Below are 21307 nucleotides of genomic sequence, written 5' to 3'. Positions count from 1 at the left end.
GGATTGGGATCTGACTTGAACAACAGCTATGCACCCCCGCCCTGCCGGTCAAGTGCATGATCAAGAAGCGCGTCGGGCAGGATCATCAGGCTGCGCGCCCGCGTCCACAGAACGGCGGCCTGAACCTCGCGTCCCGGATAAATCCGGCGCAAGGCATCGCGATAGGCGGTCATCTGGCGCCGGATGCCAAGCGGCGTGTCCTGCGGCGTGGCGGGAATTTCGGTGTTCGACTTGTAATCGACCGCCAGCAGCCGTTCGGGCGTCACGATCAGCCGGTCGATGGCGCCCGTGATCACACCAATACCGGGCAGGGTCGCAGTCAGGGCGACTTCTGCCAGAACCTGCGCATCACCGGGCAGGACAAAGACCTGCGCCAGATCGGGGGCCTGAATGACCTCTGTCACCTCGGCCAGCAGGCCCTGCAGAATGGCGGGATCGGGCAGGCCGCCTTCGCCATCGGCCAGCAGATCGCGGGCGATGCGCGGCCATTCGGCCGAGTCGCGGCCGGGCAGGTGTTCCAGGAGCAGATGCAGCCGCGTGCCATACAGCATCGCCGCCTGCGGATCGGCATCGACCACCGGCGCCCCGATCACCTTGGCCCCGCCGAGCGCCGTCGCCGGAATGGGTTGCGGCGGCGGCGCGGGTTTCGGCGCATGGCGGTGCAGCCAGTCGGGGGCAGAGATCGCCGTTTTCGCGACCCGTTCCGCGTCCGGCGCGCTGTCGGGCCAGTCGCCATGCGACAGCCGCAGGATATCGCCCCCCCATGCCGCAGGGATACGTTCCAGCGTGCTGTCGGTGATGCGGGCCAGACCTTCGGCGACCTGCCCGTGCCAGCTTTCCGCGCCCGCGCCGGTGTCGCCCGCCGCCGCGACGATCAGCCAGCTTTCCGCGCGGGTCAGGCCGACATACAGCAGGCGCTTGCGTTCCAGCATCTGGCGTTCGGTCTGTTCATCGGCCAGTTCGGACACATGGTCCGGCCGTTCGCCCTTGCGCCCGCGCCAGATCGGGGCGGCGCCGGGCGGGGTCAGGATGCGGCCTTCCTGCGGGGGGCGGCGCTTGGCGGTGTCGGGCAGGATGACGATCGGGCTTTCCAGCCCCTTGGACCCGTGAACCGTCATCACCCGGATCAGCCCTTCACCTTCGGAGGCATTGCCGACCTGCCGCTTGACCTCGACATCGTCGCCTTCCAGCCAGACAAGGAACCCGGTCAGCGAGGGCACCTCTGCCCCTTCATAGATCAGCGATTGCGACAGCAATTCGTCGATGCCGTCCTCTGCCTCGGGGCCAAGGCGGGCGATCAGGCGCGCGCGGCCATCGTGGCGGGTCAGCAGGCGGGCGATCAGGTCATAGGGGCGCAGATAGCCGGTCTGCGCCATCAGATCCTGCAACAGCGCCATGGCCGCGACGCATTTCGGATCCCCGCTGTCGCGCAGCCGCTGGATCAGAAAGGTCCCGCGTTCGCGCCCGGCGGCCAGCCAGTAAAGTTCCTGTTCCGAAAAGCCGAAGATGGGCGAACGCAGCGCCTCGGCCAGCGCCAGATCGTCCTCGGGCGTGGCGACGGTGGCCAGCGTCGAGCGGATATCGCGCACCGCCAGTTCCGCGATCAGCTTCAGCCGGTCGGCACCCGCGACGGGCAGGCCCGCCGCCTTCAGCGCGCCGATGATTTCGGCGAACAGATCGGCGCGGCGCTGGACCAGCACCAGCACATCGCCCGCGCGCACCCTGCGGATCTTGCCCGATTTCGCGTCCAGGATGGGTTGGCCCAGCATGTCGCGGACCCCGTCGGCAATCGCCCGCGCCAGCACGCTGGTTTCCGAATTTTCCGCCGCCTGATCGACCGGATTGGTCCAGTCGCCGGGTTCGGGCCTGTCCGGTTTCGGGATCGCTGGCCACAGATCGACGCGGCCGGGCAGGGTGGTGCGAAAGGCGATATGCCGGGGCGGATCTTCGCCCAGCCCCTGCGCGGCATCGCCCGCGAAAACCGCGTCCACGGCGCGCAGGATCGCAGAGGATGATCGGAAGGAATGCAGCAGTTCCAGCACCTGCATCGGACGTTCGACGGCGGCAAACGCCTGCGAGAACCCACGGCGGCGTTCCTCGAACACGGCGATATCGGCACCCTGAAAGGAATAGATCGACTGTTTCGGGTCGCCGACGACGAACAGCGTGCGTTCGCCGTCGCGCGCGCCGTCGCCTGCGGTGAATTCGTCGGTCAGGCGCTGGATCACCTGCCATTGCGCGGGGCTGGTGTCCTGCGCCTCATCGACCAGAATATGGTCGATCCCGCCATCCAGTCGGAACAGCACCCATTGCGCCATCGTCCCCTCGGACAACAGCGCCGCCGTCCTGCCGATCAGATCGTCGAAATCCAGCCAACCGCCATCGCGTTTGGCGGCCTCGTAGCGCAGGGTAAAGGCATGGCCAAAGCGGCGCAGGGCCAGCGTGCGTTCGGCATGGATCAGCGCCAGGCGGGTGGCGCGGGCCTCGGCCACGCGCTCCATCAGCTCGTTCAGGTCGTCGATATAGGGCGCGCAGGCGCCGGTCTGCAGCCCCTTGGTCGGAAAGCTGCCGGTCTTGGGCGCATAGGGGATCTTGGCCGAGGGCCCGGTCAACAGCACGCCTTCCATAATGGCGATTTCGTCCGCGCCGGGGCTGTCCCAATCCCCGCCCGACAGCTTGGCCGCAGCCTTGCCGTCATTCGCGCCGCTGCGCGCCAGATGGGGAATGATGTTCTGTGATCACATCCGCCTTGCCGCCCGGAAACAGGTCGCGCAGCAGGTCGTCCCAACCCTGACCGGGGCGCAGACCGGATCTGCGCCAGATCTCGGCCGGATCGGCGGGGGCGTGGAAGCCGCGCAGGCTGGCCAGAAAGCCGTCGATGCTGTCGCCCGATTGCAGCGCCAGCAGATCGGCCAGTTCAGGGGCGTCGTTCCGGGCCATGTCCTCGATGATGTCGGACCGGATCAGCGCCGCGCTGCGGTCGTCCAGTTCGACGAAACCATGCGGCACGCCCGCCTCCAGCGGAAAGCGGCGTAAGACGCCCGCGCAAAAGCTGTGGATCGTCTGGACCTTGAGACCCCCCGGCGTCTCGATGGCGCGGGCGAACAGGCGCCGCGCGGCGGGCAGGTCGGGGTCGCCGCCTTCGCCAAGCTGGGCCAGTTGGGCGCGCAATTCGGGTTCCGGCAGCATCGCCCATTCGCCAAGCCGCTTCAGCAGGCGGTTCTGCATTTCGGTCGCGGCGGCCTTGGTATAGGTCAGGCACAGGATGCGTTCGGGCGCGGTGCCTTTCAGCAGCAAACGCGCGACGCGGTCGGTCAGCACGCGGGTCTTGCCGGAACCCGCATTGGCCGTCAGCCATGTCGAACGCGCAGGGTCCGCCGCCGTCACCTGTGCGCGGGTCGCATCATCCATCATCGCGCCCTTTCAGCGGTTGCGCCACGGCGGGTTCGGTCATCGACCATTCGCCAAGCCGCGAGAGGTGATCGTAATCGCTGCCATGACCGGTCTGTTCCATCGTCAGACGCGCGGTAAAGCCGCGTTCCCCGCGCAGGTATTTCCCGATCAGGGCGACGAAACCATCCCATGTTTCGGCGGCGAATGCGGGGTCAAAGGCGCGATCCTCGGTCCGGCCTTCGCCGCCCAGCTGGATAAAGGCGATGCCCGCAGCCTCGACCGGGCCGATGGCGTCAAAACCGCCGCGCGCGACCATCGCGGCCTCCAGCGGCAGTTGCTTGTCGAACAGGGCGATCTGCTTGTCGGTGGGCGGCTTGCCGGATTTGTAATCATAGATCTGCGCCCGCCCGTCTGGCAGCAGGTCGATGCGGTCGGGACGCGCGGTCAGGGTGAAATCCATCCCCGCGACACCGACACGCCCCTGATTTTCCACGACAACCGGCTGGCTGCCGGCGGCCAGCCGCGCGGCTTCGTCCGCCATCAGTTGATCCGCGATACCGGCGATCCGCGCCCGCCAGAACAGCCGGGCCGAGGGCCATGGCACGTCCTGTTCCAGCACCTGATCGGTCGCCCCCATCAGCATCTGGCGCAGCCGTTCCGGTCTGTCACTGGCCGAGGGCTTCGCCCCCAGAAAGACCTGCACGATCCGGTGCAGGACCGTGCCGCGCGCCGCCGGGTCCGGTTCGACCCGCATCGGCGGCAAGGGCGACAGGCCCAGCACGCGACGCGCATAAACCGCATAGGGATCGCGGATCAGCCGCGCCACATCCGTCACCGACATTTCCGACAGCGCAGGCGCGGGCGGAATGGGCGAGGGGCGGGGCGCGGGCGGTATCACCGCAGATGGCGTTGCCTGCAGCGCCACCAGATCCAGCCAGTGCCGCCCACGCGCCCGCATCTGTGCCAGCGCGGCCTTGCCGTTCTGGTCGGGCAGCCCGCCCAGCAGGTTCGTCAGCCGGTTCAGCCAGCGCGAGGGGATGGTTTCCGCCTCGGCATCGCGTCTGGCCCGGGTCAGCACGACATGGGGCCGCCCGACCGCCTGCTGAAAGTCATGGGCCGACAGGCCGATCCGGCGCTCGGGCAGGGTCAGCCCCGCCGCCGCCCGCATCGGACGCGACAGCCACGGATCGGGCGCCAGCCCCTGCGGCCAGCCGCCTTCGTTCAACCCGGCCAGAATGACCAGAGGGGCGTTTTCCGTCCGCGCCTCTCGCGGGCCGCGAATATGGATCAGGTGATGGGCGATGACATCCTCGCGCACGGCCTGACGCTGCATTTCCTCTTGCAGCAGGTCGCAGAATTCGGCGGGGCGCATGGCATGGCCAAGATGGGCGTGGTCGCGGATATGGGCGATGCTGGCCGCGACATTCGGCCCCGCCTCGCCGCGCCACAGTTCCGACACCTGCACATCGCCGCCCGGACCGGCGGCCCAAAGCTGAGCCAGATCAATCAGTTCCGACAGGCGGTCGGCCAGAGGACGCGGCCCGCGATCCAGCGCCAGAGGGGCGGCGCGGTCCAGCACATCGGCCAGCCAGCCGGCCCAGATCTTGCGCGATCTGCCGCGTTTCATGCCCCAGTCCCGCAGCGCCGCGCCATCGGGAAAGGCCGGGCCACGACGACGCAGGTCCAGTTCCAGATCGCGGGTGTGGATCTGGTGCTGACGGCGCTGTTCCGCACCGCTGCCGGTATTGGTGACCGGATGTTTCAGCAGCGTCACCAGCGCGTCGATGGTCAGCGCCTGCCCGACCAGCCCCGCGACATGGCTCAGAAACAGGCCCTGAGGCGTCAGCGGCAGCGGCTGGCCGGCAGAATCATCGGGGATGATGCGCCAGCGATCCAGCGCGGCCGAAACCCGGCGCGGCAGCATCCGGTCGGCAGCGATCAGCGTCACCTCCTGCCTCTTTTCGGCGGCGTCGCGGATCAGCAGGGCCACGGCCTCGGCCTCTTGTCCGGGCTGGTCGGCCTCGATCAGGGTCAGGCCTTGGGTCGCGGGGATCAGATCGCCCAGACCGGGGCCGTCCGCGATCCATTGATCGGTGACCGGGGCGGGACGCAAGGCAAGCGATATCAATCGGTTGCGAAGGGATGCGGGCTCATCCCCGACCCACCGGGCCGGCTGACCGAATTCCGCGATCAGGGGGGCATAGCGGGATTGCGGGTGATCCTCGGCCCTTGTGTCGATGCTGTGCCAGACCGGCGCGGGCTGGTGGAAATCAAAGCCGGGCAGGATCACCGCGCCCATCGGCAGCCGCGCCACCGCGCGCATGAAATCCCGCGTCGCCCCGCGCGACCCGGTCGAACCGGCAACGACCACCGGCCCATCGGGCAGGTTCACCCCCTGCGCCCAATCCGCCGAAATCCGGTCCACCGCATGGCGCAGCCGCGCGGCGGGATCGACCGGCGGATCGGTCAGGTAGTAATCCGCCGCGATCTTGAGAAAGGCCAGCGCGCGGCCCCAGTGCTGGGCATGTTCCGACACGTCGATCCGGTCCAGCGATTGCGGGGTCAGCCCTTCTTCCTGCATCTCGCCCATCAGATCGGCAAGCGAGGCGGCAAGGCGCGGCACGGATTGGCCCTGCGCCAGATCGGGCTGGCGGGCCAGCGCGGCAGCGACCAGACGGCCCAGCTCCAGCCTGCGCGCCAGCGGCGCGACCAGCGCGCCGCCGCCCAGATGGTCGACCAGCCGCAGGCGCGGCAGCAGCATCGGACCGCGCGCAATCAGCGCGTCGCGCAGCGCGGTCAGGGTGCGGCTGGCATTGGCATAGACGGTGACGCGGGCCATCGCCTCGGGCGGGTGCCCGGCCATGCGGGCGATCAGCCCCTCGGCAATGCCTGCGGCGAAATCCGCCCCGCAGGGCAGGGCGAACAGACCCGGTTGCCACTCAGCCATGCAGCAGCGCCTGTGCCAGCGGGATGCAATCGGGACGGCCGACATCGCACCAGCCGCCGGGATGGGTGATGCCAAAGGCGCGGCCCTGCGCAATCTGCAGATCCCACAGCCGGTTCAGGGAAAAGACCGATTCTTCAATCTCTTGCAGCAGATCGGGGCGGATGATCTGGGTGCCGCCATAGACCAGATCGCCCTTGCGGCCAATGCGCCCCGCGCCGTCAAGGCTGAAGTCGCCCCCCCCCTGCCGCCCCTGCGCGGCGTCCAGCGGGACCAGCATCAGCAGCGCATCCATTCGCACCGGATCCCGTGCCGCGCGCAGCGCCGCGACCGGGTTCGGGCCGGTCCAGACCACGTCCGGATTGATTGTGATCACAGGGCCCGTATCCAGCAGGGGCAGCGCCTTGCGCAAGCCGCCGCCGGTTTCCAGAAGCATGTCGGATTCATCGGAAATCGCCACGTCGTTGCCCGCCAGATGGTCGATGATCTGCCCGCCCAGATAATGGGTGTTCACGACGAACCGGTCAGCCCCGCCCTGCCGCGCCAGATCCAGCGCGCGATCCAGAAGCGTCTGTCCCGCGACCGGGATCAGGGGTTTCGGCAGGGTGTCGGTCAGGGGCGCCATGCGGGTGCCGCGACCGGCAGCAAAGACCATCACCTGTCGCGGGGCGTCGGACATTGGCTGGCGATCCTTTTCGATAACCTCGGGCGTGGGGGCGGGGACGGATTGCAGCGCAGCGGCCAGAGGTGCAAGCGCCGGATGGGCGATATTGCGCTGGATCATCGACCAGACGCGCGGCATGAAGGCCAGATAGCGCCGTTTGTGATCACGACTGCACAGCCGGGTGAAAATCCCCATGATCCGCAGGCTGCGCTGCGCCCCAGCAGGGCATAGGCGGCACGGAAAGCCGCCTCATCGACCCCGGTTGCCGCGATATAACGGGCGATTTCGGCGGTTTCGATATCGGGGGCGATGTCGCGGCGGGCGTCCTGCAGGCCCGACACCAGATCATAGGCGGGATGGACCGCCACCGCGTCCTGAAAATCCAGCAGGCCAAGCGGCGCATCGCCGCGCCAGATCAGGTTTTCGGCATGGAAATCGCGCAGGCCCAGAACCGGGGGCAGATCGGCGCAATAAAGGGCGTGCAGATCCTGCACGACCTGCGCCACCTGCGCGCCCAGACCGGGCGTGCCTGCGGCGGTGGGGTAGTATTCGGCGAACAGCCCGACCTGATGGGCCAGTTCCGGCCCGTCCAGCCGCAGCACATGATCGGGCGGCGGATGCCCATGCAGATCGACCAGCAGATCGGTCATCCGGCCATAGATGCGCGGGGCCAGATCCGGCTGGTCCTGCAAGACCCGCGCCACCAGATCGTCGCCCATATCCTGCAGCAGCAACAGGCCGTGATGTTCGTCGGCGGCAAGAATTTCAGGCGCGGCAAAGCCCCGCGCGCGCAGCCATTGCGTCATCCCGACATAGGGCCCGCAGGACCCCGGCGCGGCATCCATCAGCACCGCCCGAACATCGCCATCGAACAGCCGGTAATAGCGCCGGGCCGAGGCATCGCCCGCCAGCGGCAGCATCCGCGCGCCCGCCCAGCCCGCGCGATGCACGAGCCGCGCAATCGTCACGACACGATCGACGATCCCCCATCGCGCGGGATCGCCGGTCAGGGTGATGCGGCGCAGGTCGGGATCGTCCGGCACCGGCTCCAACGCGATGGTCAGGGCCTGGGGCAGATCGCCGCCGCGTTCGGGCCATTCGATCAGGACGATGGCATCGGCCATCGCATCCTCCAGACCCAGCTCGACGATTTCGCCATGATCGCCAAGCCGATACAGATCGGCATGCCAGATTTCCGTTCCCATCGGGTCGGGATAGGTCTGGACCAGCGTAAAGGTGGGGCTGGGCACATCCTCGGCCAGATCGCCCTGACGGGCGCGAATCAGGGCCCGCGCGAAATGGGTCTTGCCCGCGCCGACCTGACCGCGCAGGGCCAGCGTGTCGCCCGGCCGCAGGAATGCCGCCAGCGCGCGGGCAATCGCTGCGGTCATTGCCTCATCTGCGGCATCTATTGTCGATAGCAAGGTCATCGATGATATTTATGAAACTGTTTATACAGAAACGCAAAACCCTGTCCCGAAGGATCGTTGTATGGATTAACCCGTCGTGGCAAGATTCATGGCAACATCGCAGCATTATCAAAATGCGCAAGCAGGAGCAGGGATGGAAAACTTCTTCAAACTCCAACAGAACGGCACGACCGTCAGGACCGAGGTGATCGCCGGGATCACCACCTTCCTGACGATGGCCTATATCATTTTCGTGAACCCCGACATCCTGTCGACGACGGGAATGGACAGGAATGCGGTCTTTGTCGCGACCTGTCTGGCGGCGGCACTGGGGTCGCTGGTCATGGGCCTCTTGGCCAACTGGCCGATCGGCATGGCGCCGGGCATGGGGCTGAACGCCTTTTTTGCCTTTACCGTCGTCGGCGCCATGGGATTCACCTGGCAACAGGCGTTGGGCGCGGTCTTTATTTCCGGTGTCATCTTTCTGCTGCTGACCGTGTCGGGGATCCGGACATGGCTGGTCGCGGGCATTCCGCATTCGATGCGCAGCGCGATTGCCGCCGGTATCGGGATGTTCCTAGGGCTGATCGCGCTGAAAAACGCGGGGCTGGTCGTCGACAATCCGGCAACGCTGGTGGGTCTGGGCGATATGACGGCGGCGCCTGCGCTGCTGACGCTGCTGGGCCTGTTCATGATCGCGGCGCTGGATGCGCTGAAGGTGCGCGGCGCGATCCTGATCGGGATTCTGGTCATCACCGCGATTTCCATCGCCCTTGGCATCAGCCAGTTCGGCGGCATCATGTCGACGCCGCCGTCCATCGCGCCGACATTCCTGCAACTGGATATCATGGGCGCGCTGACGGCGGGCATCTTCCACGTCATTCTGGTGCTGGTGCTGGTCGAGGTCTTTGACGCCACCGGCACGCTGGTCGGCGTCGCCAAGCGCGCCGGTCTGCTCAAGGACGGTCCGGTTCACAAGAACCCCGGTCTGGGCAAGGCGCTGCTGGCCGATTCGACCGCCATCGTCGCGGGTTCGATGATCGGCACCAGTTCGACCACGGCCTATGTCGAAAGCGCCTCGGGCGTGGCGGCGGGCGGCCGGACGGGCCTGACGGCGGTCGTCGTCGCCTGCCTGTTCCTGCTGGCCACCTTCTTTTCGCCGCTGGCCGGTTCGGTTCCGGCCCATGCCACGGCGCCCGCGCTGCTGTTCGTCGCGGGCCTGATGATGCGCGAGTTTTCGGACATCGACTGGCAGGACATCACCGAATCGACCCCGGCCATGCTGACGGCCGTGATGATGCCCTTCACCTATTCCATCGCGAATGGTCTGGCCTTCGGCTTCATCAGCTATGCGGTGATCAAGCTGGCGACGGGCCGGGTGCGCGACGTGCATCCCGCGACCTGGGTGATCGCGGGCCTGTTCGTGATCCGCTTTGCCTTCTTTGGCGGCGAATAGGACCGGGATCCGGTCTTGTGACAACGAAAAAGGGGGCAGGGGCGACCTTGCCCCCTTTTTTCGCAAAGAAGGATTTTCAACGATTTCTTAAGACAGCACGGTTTCCTGAATACATAGTCGCCGCCCCGAACCTGATCTAGCTTCGCAGCCATAGCCGGAGATTAAGCCATGAGTGACTTTGCCATAATCTGGGACTGGCTGGCCTTTGCCATCCGCTGGACCCATGTCGTGACCGCCATCGCCTGGATCGGGTCGTCTTTCTACTTCATCGCGCTGGACCTTGGCCTGCAAAAGGCCCCCGGTCTGCCCGAAGGCGCGCATGGCGAAGAATGGCAGGTCCACGGGGGCGGTTTCTACCACATCCAGAAATATCTGGTCGCACCCGCCCGGATGCCCGAGCATCTGACCTGGTTCAAATGGGAAAGCTATATGACCTGGCTTTCGGGGGCGGCGCTGCTGATGGTGACCTATTGGGCCGGATCGGAACTGTTCCTGATCGACCCCGCCAAGATGGAGCTGGCGCCCTGGCAGGCCATCCTGATTTCCGCCGCCTCGCTGTCGATCGGCTGGCTGGTCTATGACCGGCTGTGCAAATCGCCGCTTGGCGAACGCCCGACGGTGCTGATGCTGCTGCTGTTCGTGCTGCTGGTCGTCATGGGCTGGGCCTATAATCAGGTCTTTACCGGCCGCGCCGTCCTGCTGCATCTGGGCGCCTTTACGGCGACGATCATGACCGCCAATGTGTTCCTGATCATCATGCCGAACCAGCGCATCGTCGTCGCCGACCTGAAGGCGGGCCGCCCCGCCGATCCGAAATATGGCAAGATCGCCAAGCTGCGTTCGACGCATAACAACTACCTGACGCTGCCCGTCATCTTCCTGATGCTGTCGAACCACTATCCGTTGGCCTTTGCCACGGAATACAACTGGATCATCGCATCGCTGGTGTTCCTGATGGGCGTCACCATCCGGCATTTCTTCAACACCATGCACGCCCGCAAGAAAGAGCCGTGGTGGTGCTGGGCCGTGACCGCGATGCTGTTCGTCATCATCATGTGGCTGTCGACCGCCCCGATGGGCCGCCAGACGCTGGAGGAGGCCGAAGCCCGGCCCCTCACCCCGACCCAGACCGCGATGATCGAAACACCGGGCTGGGACGACGCCTATAGCGCCGTGATGGGCCGCTGTTCGATGTGCCACGCCCGCGAGCCGTCCTATGAAGGCATCCATTACGCGCCCAAGGGCGTCCTGCTGGAAACCCCCGACGACATCACCCGCGCCGCGCGCGAGATCTACATTCAGGCCGGGGTCACGGATGCGATGCCCCCGGCCAACGTGTCCTTCATGGAGCCGCAGGAACGTCAGGCGATCATCGACTGGTATCGCGCGACGCCCAGGACCTTCGCCTTCAACTGAACATCCAGCACTGGGGCGCGACGTCCCTTGCTGCCCCGCAGGCTCCTTCGGGGGTCTTCTTTTTGGCATGTCGGCGAATCAGGGGCAGGTGATTCGCCGGTTTTCGATGGCGCGGGCCGTGGCGCGAAATCTGACTGATTTTCTTGTTTCTCCGGTCCGGGCCGGTTTGACGAAACAAGCGTTTTTCTTGGGTTTCAGGGGCAGGAAAGCGGCGATTGGCCAAGCCTCGCATTTTGCAGCAATTTTTGCTTTCCGTAGAAAAACACTAGGGCACCAACACCCGACTAAACCTGTGAACTATTTGATTCATAACGATTTTTTCTTGACCTTTGCGGCGGGCGTGCCTAGTTTCACCTCAAGACAGCCAGCCAGCATCACATGCCAGCCAGCGATCAATTGAGAAAAGGAACATGTCATGGCCCACGCCGCTTGCAACTCTTGCGCCTTCTACGAAGACCACGCAGCCAATTCGAACGCCGAACTCGCCAACGCAGGTCTTTGCCGCGCAAATCCCCCGGTCACCCAGAAAGACGCGGACAGCCGCGGCTACTGGCCGGTGGTCAGCAACGATGACTGGTGCGGTAAATTCGCCACCGTCTTCGCAGCCGAATAAGCCAGCCACGCAGGCAGATTTGACGAAAAAGGCAGCCCTTGGGCTGCCTTTTTTACGTCCGGGCGGGATGGTTTAATGCGCGATGCGTTTGAACAGCCGGTCACGCAGGACGAACTGGTGGAACAGCGACATGGCGACATGGCCCAGAATCAGCGCCCCCATGACCCAGGCCAGCTCTCCGTGCAGGGCATTGCCGATGGCGACGGCGGGGGCCACCACATCCTCGGGGGTGCGGGCAGGAAAGATTTCAAAGCCAAAGAGCGCAAAGGCCCTTTCGCCACCCCAGGCCCGCAGCAGCGCGGCAAAGGGCACGATGAACATCAGCGCATAAAGCCCGAAATGGCCAAGCCGCGCCGCAAGACCCATCATGCCCGCAGGATGGCCGGGGCGGTTGGCGCGGTTCAGGATCAGCCAGACCACGCGCAACACGATCAGACAGAACAGCACCGTCCCGATGGCGCTGTGATAGGGCATGAAGAAGGTGCTGGTGATCTGGTGATCGCGGCCAAGCGTGACCTTCAGCACCATGCCGGTCAGCTGCCACAGGATCAGGGCGGCCATGGACCAGTGCAAGAGACGTGAAATCGTTCCGTAGCGTTCGGGCGTATCGCCAAGCTGCATGTGATGACCTCTCAGGTTTTCCATGGTCCTAGCCTCGCGCGGACATATCAGGAATAGCACGACAACCCAGGACACGAGTCTGTGAAGCGCCGGCCCTCAATCGTGATCCGAATCCTGTTCGTTCCGGTCGGCGGCTGCGGGTTTCATGCCGCGCAGCAGCCACAGGATCGGGACCAGCATCCCGGTCGCGATGATCGCCAGGCCGATCTGCCCGATTCCGCAAGCCAGCCCGATGGCCCCCGCGATCCACATGCCCGCCCCGGTCGTCAGCCCCCGCACCTTGCCCCCCGACACGATGATCGACCCTGCGGCCAGAAAGGCCACGCCCGAGGTTACCGCCTCGATCAGGCGCAGGGGGTCTACGCGCTGGATCTGGGGATCGGATTGCGAAATCTCGATGATTTCAAAGCTGACAAGGGCAAACAGGCAGGCCCCCATCGCGATCAGGATATGGGTGCGCAACCCGGCGGAACGGGCGTTGATTTCGCGCTCGAACCCGATCAGCCCACCAAGGCAGGCGGCGATCAGCAACCGGGCCGTCGCGACCAGCGGCGGGGTCGCGGTCAGTGACCGGACAATCTCTGACCAGATGGCGTCAAGCTGTTCCATGCGCGATCCCCTTGGCGAATATCAGGGAAAACACACGCGAGGCGAAATGGTTCGATGCGCAGGCGCGGAACATTACAGCCCCAGCACGTCCAGCATGTCATATTCGCCCGGCCCCTTGTCCTGCCCCCACAGCGCGGCCTTCAGCGCGCCACGGGCAAAGATCGCGCGATCGGTCGCGACATGGCGCAGGATGACGCGCTCGCCATCGGCCAGAAACATCAGGTCATGTTCGCCGACGACATCGCCGCCGCGCAGCGCCGAAAAACCGATGGTGCCGCGCGCGCGGGCGCCGGTGATGCCTTCGCGGGCGGGGGTGCGCAATTCGTCCAGCGGCGCGCCGCGCCCTTCGGCGGCGGCCTCGGCCAGCATCAGCGCGGTGCCGGAGGGCGCATCGACCTTGTGGCGGTGATGGGATTCGACGATCTCGATATCCCAATCCTCATCCAGCGCGGCGGCGACACGCCGGGCCAGCGCGGTCAGCAGGTTGACCCCAAGGCTCATGTTCCCGGCGCGGATGATCAGGGCATGGCGGGCGGCGGCTTTCAGCCCGGCCAGATCCGCAGGCTTGAACCCGGTCGTGCCGATGACATGGACCGCGCGGGCCTGCGCGGTCAGTTCGGCGAATGCCACCGTCGCGGCGGGCGTCGTGAAATCGATCACCGCCTGCGCCTTGGCAATCGCTGCCACCGCGTCATCCGTCACGGTGACGCCAAGCGGCGCACCACCCATCGCGGTCCCGACATCGCGGCCGATCCAGTCGCTGCCCGCGCGTTCGACCGCGCCCACCAGCCGCATCTGATCCGATGCGCCGACCAGCCTGACCAGCATCTGGCCCATCCGGCCCGATGCACCCGTGATGACGATTCCCGGCTTTTCCATGCGACACTCCTGCTTTAGGGCTTGTCTATCCCGTTGCGGCACGGCCCGCGACCCCCTAGATGGTAGCCCATGGCACAGAACCGTTTTCATACCGGGTCCGGACCCTCGCAGCGGCAGCTTCGCGTGGGCGAATTGATCCGCCGCACCCTGTCCGACGTCCTGATGCGCGCCGAGGTGCATGACCCCGACCTCAACCGCCACTCGATCACCGTGGGCGAGGTCAAGGCCTCGCCGGACCTGAAAGTCGCGACGGCCTATGTCATGCCGCTTGGCGGGCATGACGCGAATGACGCGCTGGCCGCGCTGCGCCGCAATCAGGCCGAATTGCGCCACCATGTCGCCAAGGCGATGTCGCTGAAATACGCGCCGCAACTGCGGTTCGTTCTGGACGAAACCTTTGACCGCATGGACGACACCCGCCGCATGTTCGCCGATGAACGCGTGCGCCGCGATATTGCGCTGGACGATGATCAGGAAGACGACCGAAAAGATGATCTCTGACGTCAAGCGCCGCCTTGGGCTGGCCCTTGGGATGGTGTTCGCCCTGACCCTGCCGGTCATGGCCGAAGGCACCTGCGAAACCCGCGATTTCGAAGGCAAGGGCTATGCCGTCTGCACCGTCCCCGCCGCGCAGGAAAGCAACCTGCGGCTGTGGCTGAACGGGCCGGATGGCAAGGTTCTGGGCGATTTCACCAGCATTCGCGGCACGCTGGCGCCGGGCGAAGGGCTGGCGTTTGCCATGAATGCCGGGATGTTTCATTCCGATTACAGCCCGGTCGGATTGCTGATCCAGGACGGGGCCGAAGTCACGCCCATCGTCACCCCGGCCAGCCGTGGCAATTTCGGGATGCTGCCGAATGGCGTCTTTTGCGCGGGCGGGGCGCGTCCCTTTCAGGTGATCGAAAGCCGCGCCTTTGCCAGCCAGCGCCCGGCCTGCCGCATCGCCTCGCAATCGGGGCCGATGCTGGTCATCGACGGCGAATTGCACCCGCGTTTTCTGGTCGACAGCGACAGCCGCTATATCAGGAACGGCGTCGGCACATCGCCGGACGGGCAGACGGCGATTTTCGTGATGTCGAACCGCGCCGTGACCTTTCACGAATTCGGGCGGTTTTTCCGCGATGAGCTGGGCGTCAGGAACGCCTTGTATTTCGACGGCTCGATCAGCCGGCTTTACGCGCCCGAACTGGGCCGGGCCGATTTCGGGCGGCGCATGGGGCCGATCATCGGATTGGTGGGACAGGACTGATGGCACGCAAAAAAGGACGCGATATCTCGGGCTGGCTGATCGTGGACAAGCCCGCCGGGGTCGGATCGACCGATGTCGTCGGCAAGGTCCGTTGGGCGTTCGAGGCGAAAAAGGCAGGCCATGCGGGCACGCTGGACCCCGATGCCACCGGCGTTCTGGCCGTGGCTTTGGGCGAGGCGACCAAGACCGTGCCCTATCTGACCGAGGCGCTGAAATGCTATGATTTCACCGCGACCTGGGGGGCCGAAACCGCGACCGACGACGCATCCGGCGCGGTGTTGAAAACCAGCGATGCACGACCGGACGAGGCCGCGATCCGCGCCGCCCTGCCTGCCTTCACCGGCGATATCATGCAGGTCCCGCCCGCCGTTTCCGCCGTCAAGGTCGATGGCGCCCGCGCCTATGATCTGGCGCGCGAGGGCGAGGTGGTCGAACTGGCCGCCCGCCCCCTGTGGGTCGAATCGCTGGAATTGCTGGCGGTTCGCGACGGTCAGGCGGATCTGCGCATGGTCTGCGGCAAGGGCGGCTATGTCCGCGCCATCGCCCGCGATCTGGGGCGCGCGATGGGCTGTCTGGGCCATGTCCAGACCCTGCGCCGGATCTGGTCGGGGCCGTTCGACGCGGCAAACGGGATCGCATTCGACCGCATCGACCGCGCCAATCAGACGGAACTGGAAGCCGCGCTGTTGCCCCTGCAATCGGCGCTGGTCGATCTGCCGGAAATGCAGGCGACGGAAATCGGGGAAATCCGCATCCTGAACGGCAACCCCGGTCAGGTGACGGGCCATGCCGATTTCGGGACCGAGGTCTGGGTCAGCCGTCAGGGCCGCCCGCTGTGCATCGGCAATTACATGGGCGGAGAGGTCCAGCCGACCCGCGTCTTCAACATCTAGAACGGAACCGACGACGAAAAGCTCTGCGCCACGCCGCCGTCCGGGTGGCGGATGCGCAGGCTTTCGGCATGCAGCATCAGCCGCGGATGATCCCGCGCCGCACCCGTCGCATATAGCGGATCGCCAAGGATCGGGTGGCCAAGCGACAGCATATGCACGCGCAACTGATGGCTGCGCCCGGTCAGGGGCATCAGGCGGACGCGGGTTTCGGTGTCGCTGGCCTTGACCACGCGCCAATCGGTCTGTGCGGGCCGTCCGTTTTCGTGATCGACCATCTGCACGGGTCGGTTCGGCCAATCGACGATCAGCGGCAGATCGACGGTGCCGGTCGCCGGCTGCAACCGACCATGCAGCCGCGCGACATAGGTCTTTTTCGTCTGGCGCTTTTCGAATTGCAGCCCCAGATGGCGCTGCGCATGGGGCGTCAGCGCAAAGATCATCACGCCCGAGGTGTCCAGATCCAGCCGATGGACCAGCAGCACCTGAGGAAAGATCGCGCGCAGCCGCCCGATCAGGCAATCGGCGCGATCCTCGCCCTTGCCGGGGACCGACAGCAGCCCGGCCTGCTTGTCCACCACCAGAATTTCATGGTCGTGATGGATGATGCGCGGCGCGTCGGGCGGAGGCGCATAGGTAAAGCTCACCTGGCGACCAGCCGGACCGCCAGCGCCGCAAACATCACCGCCGCCAGCTTGTTGACAAAGCCCATGCGCTTGCCCAGCACCTGCCCGGCATAACCCGCAACAACGCCGTATAATGCGGTTACGATCATGCCGCTGATCACGAACATCAGCCCCAGCCCCAGGATCTGCTGCCAGATCGGGCCGTATTCGGGCCGGGTGAATTGCGGCAGAAAGGCCAGCAGGAACAGCACCGGCTTGGGGTTCAGAAGGTTCGACACCATGCCGCTGCGGATGATCCGCCAGGGCCCGGAAACACCGCGCACCTCGGGCGCGGCGCCCGTGGCATGCCAGCTTTTCCAGGCCAGAAACAGCAGATAGGCGGCGCCGGCATATTTGATCACGCTCAGCGCCTCAGGGTGGGCGGCGATGATCGCGCCAAGGCCGATGGTGGCCAGCATCAGGTGAAACAGCACGCCAAGGCCGACACCGACCCCGGCCAGTGCACCCGCCCGCGGGCCCGACCGGATGCCGCAGGCGCTGGCAAAGACCACATCCTGTCCCGGCGCGACATTCAGAACCAGCGCCCCACCCGTGAAGGCCAGAAGCTGCGGCAGGGGAATATTGGCCAGCGTATCCCAGATCATCGTCATATCCCGTTGCGATTGGCCCCCTCTAACGCGATCGCCGGGATTGCGCCAGTGCGGGCTATTCCGTCTGCTGCTGCGGCAGGCCGTCGGCGATATCGTAGTAATCGCCCTTGTCCACGACAAAGATATGGCCCAGCAGCTTCAGCCCGGTGGGCATGTCGATGGCACCCGCCGCGACGTCGATGATATCCGACCCGTCGCGCTGCCAGAACAGCGACGACCCGCAGGTGCCGCAAAAGCCGCGCCGGGCAATGTCGGATGCGCGGAACCATTTCGGCGTGCCGGTGATGGTCAGCGATGTGGGCAGGATCGCCGCCCAGACATGGCCCGACCAGCGGCGGCACTGGCCGCAATGGCAGGCTTTCAGGTCGTTGGTGTCGTCCCATGTGCCGGTAAAGCGGATCTCGCCGCACAGGCAATGGCCGGTAAGCTCATGTCGGGTTGAAACTGTCATGCAGGATCTCCGTCAGGCGGTCGGCGTCGTCCTGCGTGAAAGCGTCGGGCCGGTTGCTGTCGATGTCAAGCACGCCGATCAGCCGCCCGGCCGCGAAAACCGGGATGACCAGTTCCGACCGCGTGCCGCTGGCGCAGGCGATATGACCGGGAAAGGCATCGACATCGGGGACAAGCTGGACCTGCCCGGTCCGCGCCGCCGCGCCGCGAACACCGCGCGAAAAGGGGATGGTCAGGCAGCCGTGGCCACCCTGATAGGGGCCGATCTTCAGCAGGTCCGGGGCGGTGACGCGGTAAAATCCCGGTCCAGTCGAAACGGTCGTCGGCATGGTGGATTTCACAGGCCAGCGTCGCCATCAGCGCGATCTGGTCGGTTTCGCCATGGGTCAGGGCGCGGATGCTGGCAGCCAGTTGGGGGTAGTCGACGCGGCTCATGCGGTGGTCCTTTCAGCGTCGCGCACGATGGCGGGCAGGTCGCGGCGCAGCAAGTCCAGCCCGCCGGGGCGCCAGCCAAGCCCATGCAGCCGTGTGCAGACCGGCACGCGCAACCCGCTGGCATCCGCGCGGTCGGGCAGGAGCGTCTTGCAATCGGTCAGTGCGGCGATTTCGGCGCAAAGGTCGCGGTGATCCAGCACCAGATCGGCGATGTTGTAGCTGCCCGACATTGCCGGATCGCCCAGAACCGACAGGGTGGCATGGGCCAGATCGGCGCCGTGAACCTCGGTCGCGATGCGGGGCGGCGGCGGGGTGCCGTTCAGGAAATCGCGGATCAGCCCCGCCCATTTCTGCGGCAGGCCAGAGCCGTAAACACCGGTCGGGCGCAGGCTGGCGGTGCGGAACTCCGGCGTGGTCATCTGGGCCAGAACCTGTTCGGCCGCGGCCTTGACCTCGCCATACAGGCTGGTCGGCGCGGGCGGCAGGTCGTCCGCCAGAGGGCCGGGGTCATGGCCGTCATGCACCGCGCGAGAGGACAGAAAGATCACCCGCCCGACGCCCGCGTCCCGCGCCGCCTGAAACAGCCGGACCGAACCATCCAGATTCGCGCGGACGAAACCCTGCGGATCATCCCCCTCTCCGCCACGGTAACGGCCGGGGACATGCTGGAACGCGGCATGGATCAGCGCGTCGAAACCGCCCAGATCGGGACTGTCGCCAAGCTCATAGCGGGGTCGCGACAGGGGGGTGACCTGATGGCCGGCCTGCGCCGCACCGCGCGCGATCCAGCCCCCGACAAGGCCCGATGCCCCGGTCAGCGCGATCCTCACGCGGCACCGGGCGGCGGCGGCAGGTCGCGCAGGTCAGGCACCGGGCCATCGCCCGCATGGGCCTGCCACAGCTCGATCAGCACGCGCAGACTGTCGGCCTTGGCGTGATCCTGCCACGGCTTTTCATATTGGTAATGCAGCACGCGGATATCGGTCCATTTCCACAGTTGCGGCAGGTTCAGCCAGACATATTGCAGCATGTTGTCGAACACCGGCAGCCCGTGCCAGTTCGGAAAATACGTCTCCAGAAAGGTCTGGTCGGTGCGGCGCCAGAACACACCCGGCTGGTCCAGCCGCGCCATCATCGCGTCGAATGTTTCCTGCGAGGGCCGCGCGGTAAAGACGCCCGAATTCAGCCGGTGAAAATCGCCAAGGCTTTCATAGACATTCGGCGCGGCGGAAAATTCGGGATATTCGAAAAGCCGGTCGATGTTTTGCAGCACGATGGCATCGGCGTCGATAAAGACCACGCGGGCGTAGTCCAGTTGCCACAGCCGCAGCTTGGCGAAATTGTCCAGCGGCGTGTGAAAGGGCGGTTTTTCACCCTTGGTAAAGGGGGCGGCCCCATGCAGGGCGCGCCTTGCATGGGTCTGGTTGAACTGATCCGAGGTCGGCAGCAGATCGACCCGCACCAGCCGCGCATCCAGCGCCCGCAGCATGTCTTGCGAGGCGGCATCCAGATCGGTGAACATCACGACCAGATCGGCCCCGGTGCCGGTCCGGCGCAGGGATCGCAGCAGCGCCGCCGCGCCGGTCGCGTAATCGGCATTCGTGGCCAGCGTCACATAGGCCCGCCGGTCGCGGGCGGGCCTTTCGGCGTGAAATCCGCTCACGATACCGAACGCAGCCTTTTGCCTTCGGGGTCGTGTTCGACGCGCTGCGCGAGATCCTTGGTCCATGCGGACACGGCGGGCACGCGCGAACGGTCGATGCGATGGGCGTATTTCCTTGCGACATCGACGACCTCGGCCAGCAGCCCCTCGGCCAGGGTGATCGGCTGCAGGCCAAGCGACAGGAATTGGTCATTGGTGACGATCAGATCGTTTTCATCCGCCTCTTTGCGCGGGTTGGGCAGCCAGGCGATCTTGGCCCCGGTCATGCCCGAGACCATCTCGGCCAGATCGCGCACCCGGTGGGTTTCGGTCATCTGGTTGAAGATCCGCACCCTTTCGCCCGATTTCGGTGCATCCGACAGCGCCAGTTCGATGCAGCGCACGCAATCCTGAATGTGGATGAAGGCGCGGGTCTGACCGCCTGTGCCATGCACCGTCAGCGGATAGTCGATGGCCGCCTGAATCAGGAAACGGTTCAGCACCGTGCCGTAATCGCCATCATAGTCGAAGCGGTTGATCAACTGTTCGTGCCGCCGCGTCTGGTCGGTATGGGTCCCCCAGACGATGCCCTGATGCAGGTCGGTGATGCGCAGCCCGTCGTTCTGGGCATAGAACTGGAACAGGATCTGATCGAGGCTTTTGGTCATGTGATAGACCGAACCGGGCCGCGTCGGATACAGGATCTGCTGTTCGCGCGGGCCGTTCGGCGTGTCGATCACCACGTCCAGATAGCCTTCGGGAATGGGCGCGCCAACCGTCGAATAGCCATAGACCCCCATCGTGCCCAGATGGACCAGATGCGCGTCGATGCCGGTTTCCACCAATGCCGCCAACAGGTTATGCGTCGCGTTGGTGTTGTTGTTGACGGTATAGACCTTGTGGCGGTCGGTCTTCATCGAATAGGGGGCGGCGCGCTGTTCGGCGAAATGGATCACCGCATCGGGGCGGCTTTCGCCCAGCCACAGCTTGAGCCGTTCATATTCGGTCGCCAGATCCAGCAGGTGAAAATGGATCCGCCGACCCGTTTCCTGATGCCAGATCCGGCAGCGTTCCTGAATGGAATCCATCGGCGTCAGCGACTGCACACCCAGTTCGGTGTCGATCCAGCGCCGCGACAGATTGTCGATGATATGGACCTCGTGACCAAGGTCCGAAAGATGCAGGGCTGTGGGCCAGCCGACGAAACCGTCTCCTCCGAGCACCGCTATGCGCATTGCTTACTCCTGATGTTGCAACGCATGAATGCGCGCTGACTGTGTCAGAAAGATAACGATCATGCGATAGGCTCCGTTCCGGCAAGGCCAATATCCGCCCAGATGCGGCAACCGGCAAGACTTGGC

Annotated in this window: 19 protein-coding genes and 2 pseudogenes; 7 read left to right on the top strand and 14 right to left on the bottom strand. The window is 65.6% G+C overall.

Going from position 1 to position 21307, the window contains the following annotated elements; translation table 11 throughout:
* Window positions 1-26 precede the first annotated feature (26 nt).
* The 4 genes and pseudogenes from addA to tsaE all read right to left on the bottom strand — a co-directional run bounded on the left by addA (window position 27) and on the right by tsaE (window position 8392).
* Window positions 27-3414, bottom strand: a pseudogene (gene addA, locus PE067_RS02860) (double-strand break repair helicase AddA).
* The gene (gene addB / locus PE067_RS02855; protein WP_276187742.1) at window positions 3404-6340 is read right to left on the bottom strand and encodes a double-strand break repair protein AddB; all 2937 of its coding nucleotides are present in this window, start codon (window positions 6338-6340) and stop codon (window positions 3404-3406) included. The pseudogene addA and the gene addB overlap by 11 nt, the downstream one beginning before the upstream one ends.
* Complete coding sequence (locus PE067_RS02850; RefSeq protein ID WP_276187825.1) at window positions 6333-7016, bottom strand: nucleotidyltransferase family protein; 684 nt, start codon at window positions 7014-7016, stop codon at window positions 6333-6335. The genes addB and PE067_RS02850 overlap by 8 nt, the downstream gene beginning before the upstream one ends.
* Window positions 7017-7117: 101 nt before the next feature.
* Window positions 7118-8392 (bottom strand): tRNA (adenosine(37)-N6)-threonylcarbamoyltransferase complex ATPase subunit type 1 TsaE, encoded by a 1275-nt coding sequence (gene tsaE, locus PE067_RS02845; protein WP_276187741.1) that lies wholly within the window; start codon window positions 8390-8392, stop codon window positions 7118-7120.
* 172 nt (window positions 8393-8564) lie between these two features.
* On the opposite strand from tsaE, the gene PE067_RS02840 reads away from it, so the two are divergent.
* The 4 genes from PE067_RS02840 (at window position 8565) to PE067_RS02825 (ending at window position 11895) form a co-directional block, all read left to right on the top strand.
* On the top strand, window positions 8565-9866 hold the full coding sequence (locus tag PE067_RS02840; protein WP_276187740.1) for an NCS2 family permease: 1302 nt from the start codon (window positions 8565-8567) through the stop codon (window positions 9864-9866).
* Window positions 9867-10034: 168 nt separating this feature from the next.
* The gene (locus PE067_RS02835; protein WP_276187739.1) at window positions 10035-11282 is read left to right on the top strand and encodes a urate hydroxylase PuuD; all 1248 of its coding nucleotides are present in this window, start codon (window positions 10035-10037) and stop codon (window positions 11280-11282) included.
* 118 nt (window positions 11283-11400) lie between these two features.
* The gene (locus tag PE067_RS02830) at window positions 11401-11682 is read left to right on the top strand and encodes a hypothetical protein (RefSeq protein ID WP_276187738.1); all 282 of its coding nucleotides are present in this window, start codon (window positions 11401-11403) and stop codon (window positions 11680-11682) included.
* A gap of 15 nt (window positions 11683-11697) precedes the next feature.
* Complete coding sequence (locus PE067_RS02825) at window positions 11698-11895, top strand: hypothetical protein (RefSeq protein ID WP_276187737.1); 198 nt, start codon at window positions 11698-11700, stop codon at window positions 11893-11895.
* 72 nt (window positions 11896-11967) lie between these two features.
* On the opposite strand, the gene PE067_RS02820 is transcribed toward PE067_RS02825, so the two are convergent.
* The 3 genes from PE067_RS02820 to dapB all read right to left on the bottom strand — a co-directional run bounded on the left by PE067_RS02820 (window position 11968) and on the right by dapB (window position 14004).
* A complete protein-coding gene (locus PE067_RS02820; RefSeq protein ID WP_276187736.1) occupies window positions 11968-12540 on the bottom strand; it encodes a cytochrome b in 573 nt (190 codons plus the stop codon).
* A 72-nt stretch (window positions 12541-12612) separates the two neighbouring features.
* A complete protein-coding gene (locus PE067_RS02815) occupies window positions 12613-13125 on the bottom strand; it encodes an MgtC/SapB family protein (protein WP_276187735.1) in 513 nt (170 codons plus the stop codon).
* 72 nt (window positions 13126-13197) lie between these two features.
* The gene (gene dapB, locus PE067_RS02810; RefSeq protein WP_276187734.1) at window positions 13198-14004 is read right to left on the bottom strand and encodes a 4-hydroxy-tetrahydrodipicolinate reductase; all 807 of its coding nucleotides are present in this window, start codon (window positions 14002-14004) and stop codon (window positions 13198-13200) included.
* A gap of 69 nt (window positions 14005-14073) precedes the next feature.
* Between dapB and rbfA the strand changes: the two genes are divergently transcribed.
* From rbfA to truB, 3 genes are read left to right on the top strand one after another with little or no spacing between them, the layout of a single operon-like run.
* Window positions 14074-14505 (top strand): 30S ribosome-binding factor RbfA, encoded by a 432-nt coding sequence (gene rbfA, locus PE067_RS02805; protein ID WP_276187733.1) that lies wholly within the window; start codon window positions 14074-14076, stop codon window positions 14503-14505.
* 31 nt (window positions 14506-14536) lie between these two features.
* Window positions 14537-15253, top strand: coding sequence for a phosphodiester glycosidase family protein (locus tag PE067_RS02800; protein WP_276187824.1), 717 nt, complete (start codon window positions 14537-14539; stop codon window positions 15251-15253).
* On the top strand, window positions 15253-16146 hold the full coding sequence (gene truB, locus PE067_RS02795; protein WP_276187732.1) for a tRNA pseudouridine(55) synthase TruB: 894 nt from the start codon (window positions 15253-15255) through the stop codon (window positions 16144-16146). The genes PE067_RS02800 and truB overlap by 1 nt, the downstream gene beginning before the upstream one ends.
* Here the strand turns inward: truB and PE067_RS02790 are convergent.
* The 7 genes and pseudogenes from PE067_RS02790 to PE067_RS02760 all read right to left on the bottom strand — a co-directional run bounded on the left by PE067_RS02790 (window position 16143) and on the right by PE067_RS02760 (window position 21181).
* Window positions 16143-16790, bottom strand: a complete 648-nt coding sequence (locus tag PE067_RS02790) for a pseudouridine synthase (protein WP_276187731.1) — start codon at window positions 16788-16790, stop codon at window positions 16143-16145. The two genes, truB and PE067_RS02790, sit on opposite strands and share 4 nt — an antisense overlap.
* Complete coding sequence (locus tag PE067_RS02785; protein WP_276187730.1) at window positions 16787-17413, bottom strand: LysE family translocator; 627 nt, start codon at window positions 17411-17413, stop codon at window positions 16787-16789. Before PE067_RS02785 ends, PE067_RS02790 begins: the two co-directional genes overlap by 4 nt.
* A gap of 61 nt (window positions 17414-17474) precedes the next feature.
* A complete protein-coding gene (locus tag PE067_RS02780; RefSeq protein ID WP_276187729.1) occupies window positions 17475-17870 on the bottom strand; it encodes a GFA family protein in 396 nt (131 codons plus the stop codon).
* Window positions 17848-18304, bottom strand: a pseudogene (locus PE067_RS02775) (GAF domain-containing protein). Before PE067_RS02775 ends, PE067_RS02780 begins: the two are co-directional and overlap by 23 nt.
* A complete protein-coding gene (locus PE067_RS02770; protein ID WP_276187728.1) occupies window positions 18301-19134 on the bottom strand; it encodes an SDR family oxidoreductase in 834 nt (277 codons plus the stop codon). The pseudogene PE067_RS02775 and the gene PE067_RS02770 overlap by 4 nt, the downstream one beginning before the upstream one ends.
* Window positions 19131-19967, bottom strand: a complete 837-nt coding sequence (locus PE067_RS02765) for a glycosyltransferase (protein ID WP_276187727.1) — start codon at window positions 19965-19967, stop codon at window positions 19131-19133. Before PE067_RS02765 ends, PE067_RS02770 begins: the two co-directional genes overlap by 4 nt.
* Entirely contained in the window at window positions 19964-21181 is a 1218-nt protein-coding gene (locus PE067_RS02760) for an NAD-dependent epimerase/dehydratase family protein (RefSeq protein ID WP_276187726.1), read from the bottom strand. Before PE067_RS02760 ends, PE067_RS02765 begins: the two co-directional genes overlap by 4 nt.
* Window positions 21182-21307 lie beyond the last annotated feature (126 nt).

The organism is Paracoccus sp. DMF-8 (assembly GCF_029309835.1).
Taxonomy (GTDB): domain Bacteria; phylum Pseudomonadota; class Alphaproteobacteria; order Rhodobacterales; family Rhodobacteraceae; genus Paracoccus.
Note: the sequence above shows the minus strand (reverse complement) of the source record. Positions and strands in the feature narration are given on the sequence as shown.

What these genes read in the sequence shown, in the direction of transcription:
- addB (WP_276187742.1), bottom strand. Translation starts at nt 6,340, where the DNA reads ATGGCTGAGTGGCAACCGGGTCTGTTCGCCCTGCCCTGCGGGGCGGAT.
- PE067_RS02850 (WP_276187825.1), bottom strand. Translation starts at nt 7,016, where the DNA reads ATGTCCGACGCCCCGCGACAGGTGATGGTCTTTGCTGCCGGTCGCGGC.
- tsaE (WP_276187741.1), bottom strand. Translation starts at nt 8,392, where the DNA reads ATGACCGCAGCGATTGCCCGCGCGCTGGCGGCATTCCTGCGGCCGGGC.
- PE067_RS02840 (WP_276187740.1), top strand. Translation starts at nt 8,565, where the DNA reads ATGGAAAACTTCTTCAAACTCCAACAGAACGGCACGACCGTCAGGACC.
- PE067_RS02835 (WP_276187739.1), top strand. Translation starts at nt 10,035, where the DNA reads ATGAGTGACTTTGCCATAATCTGGGACTGGCTGGCCTTTGCCATCCGC.
- PE067_RS02825 (WP_276187737.1), top strand. Translation starts at nt 11,698, where the DNA reads ATGGCCCACGCCGCTTGCAACTCTTGCGCCTTCTACGAAGACCACGCA.
- PE067_RS02820 (WP_276187736.1), bottom strand. Translation starts at nt 12,540, where the DNA reads ATGGAAAACCTGAGAGGTCATCACATGCAGCTTGGCGATACGCCCGAA.
- PE067_RS02815 (WP_276187735.1), bottom strand. Translation starts at nt 13,125, where the DNA reads ATGGAACAGCTTGACGCCATCTGGTCAGAGATTGTCCGGTCACTGACC.
- dapB (WP_276187734.1), bottom strand. Translation starts at nt 14,004, where the DNA reads ATGGAAAAGCCGGGAATCGTCATCACGGGTGCATCGGGCCGGATGGGC.
- rbfA (WP_276187733.1), top strand. Translation starts at nt 14,074, where the DNA reads ATGGCACAGAACCGTTTTCATACCGGGTCCGGACCCTCGCAGCGGCAG.
- PE067_RS02800 (WP_276187824.1), top strand. Translation starts at nt 14,537, where the DNA reads ATGGTGTTCGCCCTGACCCTGCCGGTCATGGCCGAAGGCACCTGCGAA.
- truB (WP_276187732.1), top strand. Translation starts at nt 15,253, where the DNA reads ATGGCACGCAAAAAAGGACGCGATATCTCGGGCTGGCTGATCGTGGAC.
- PE067_RS02785 (WP_276187730.1), bottom strand. Translation starts at nt 17,413, where the DNA reads ATGATCTGGGATACGCTGGCCAATATTCCCCTGCCGCAGCTTCTGGCC.
- PE067_RS02780 (WP_276187729.1), bottom strand. Translation starts at nt 17,870, where the DNA reads ATGACAGTTTCAACCCGACATGAGCTTACCGGCCATTGCCTGTGCGGC.
- PE067_RS02760 (WP_276187726.1), bottom strand. Translation starts at nt 21,181, where the DNA reads ATGCGCATAGCGGTGCTCGGAGGAGACGGTTTCGTCGGCTGGCCCACA.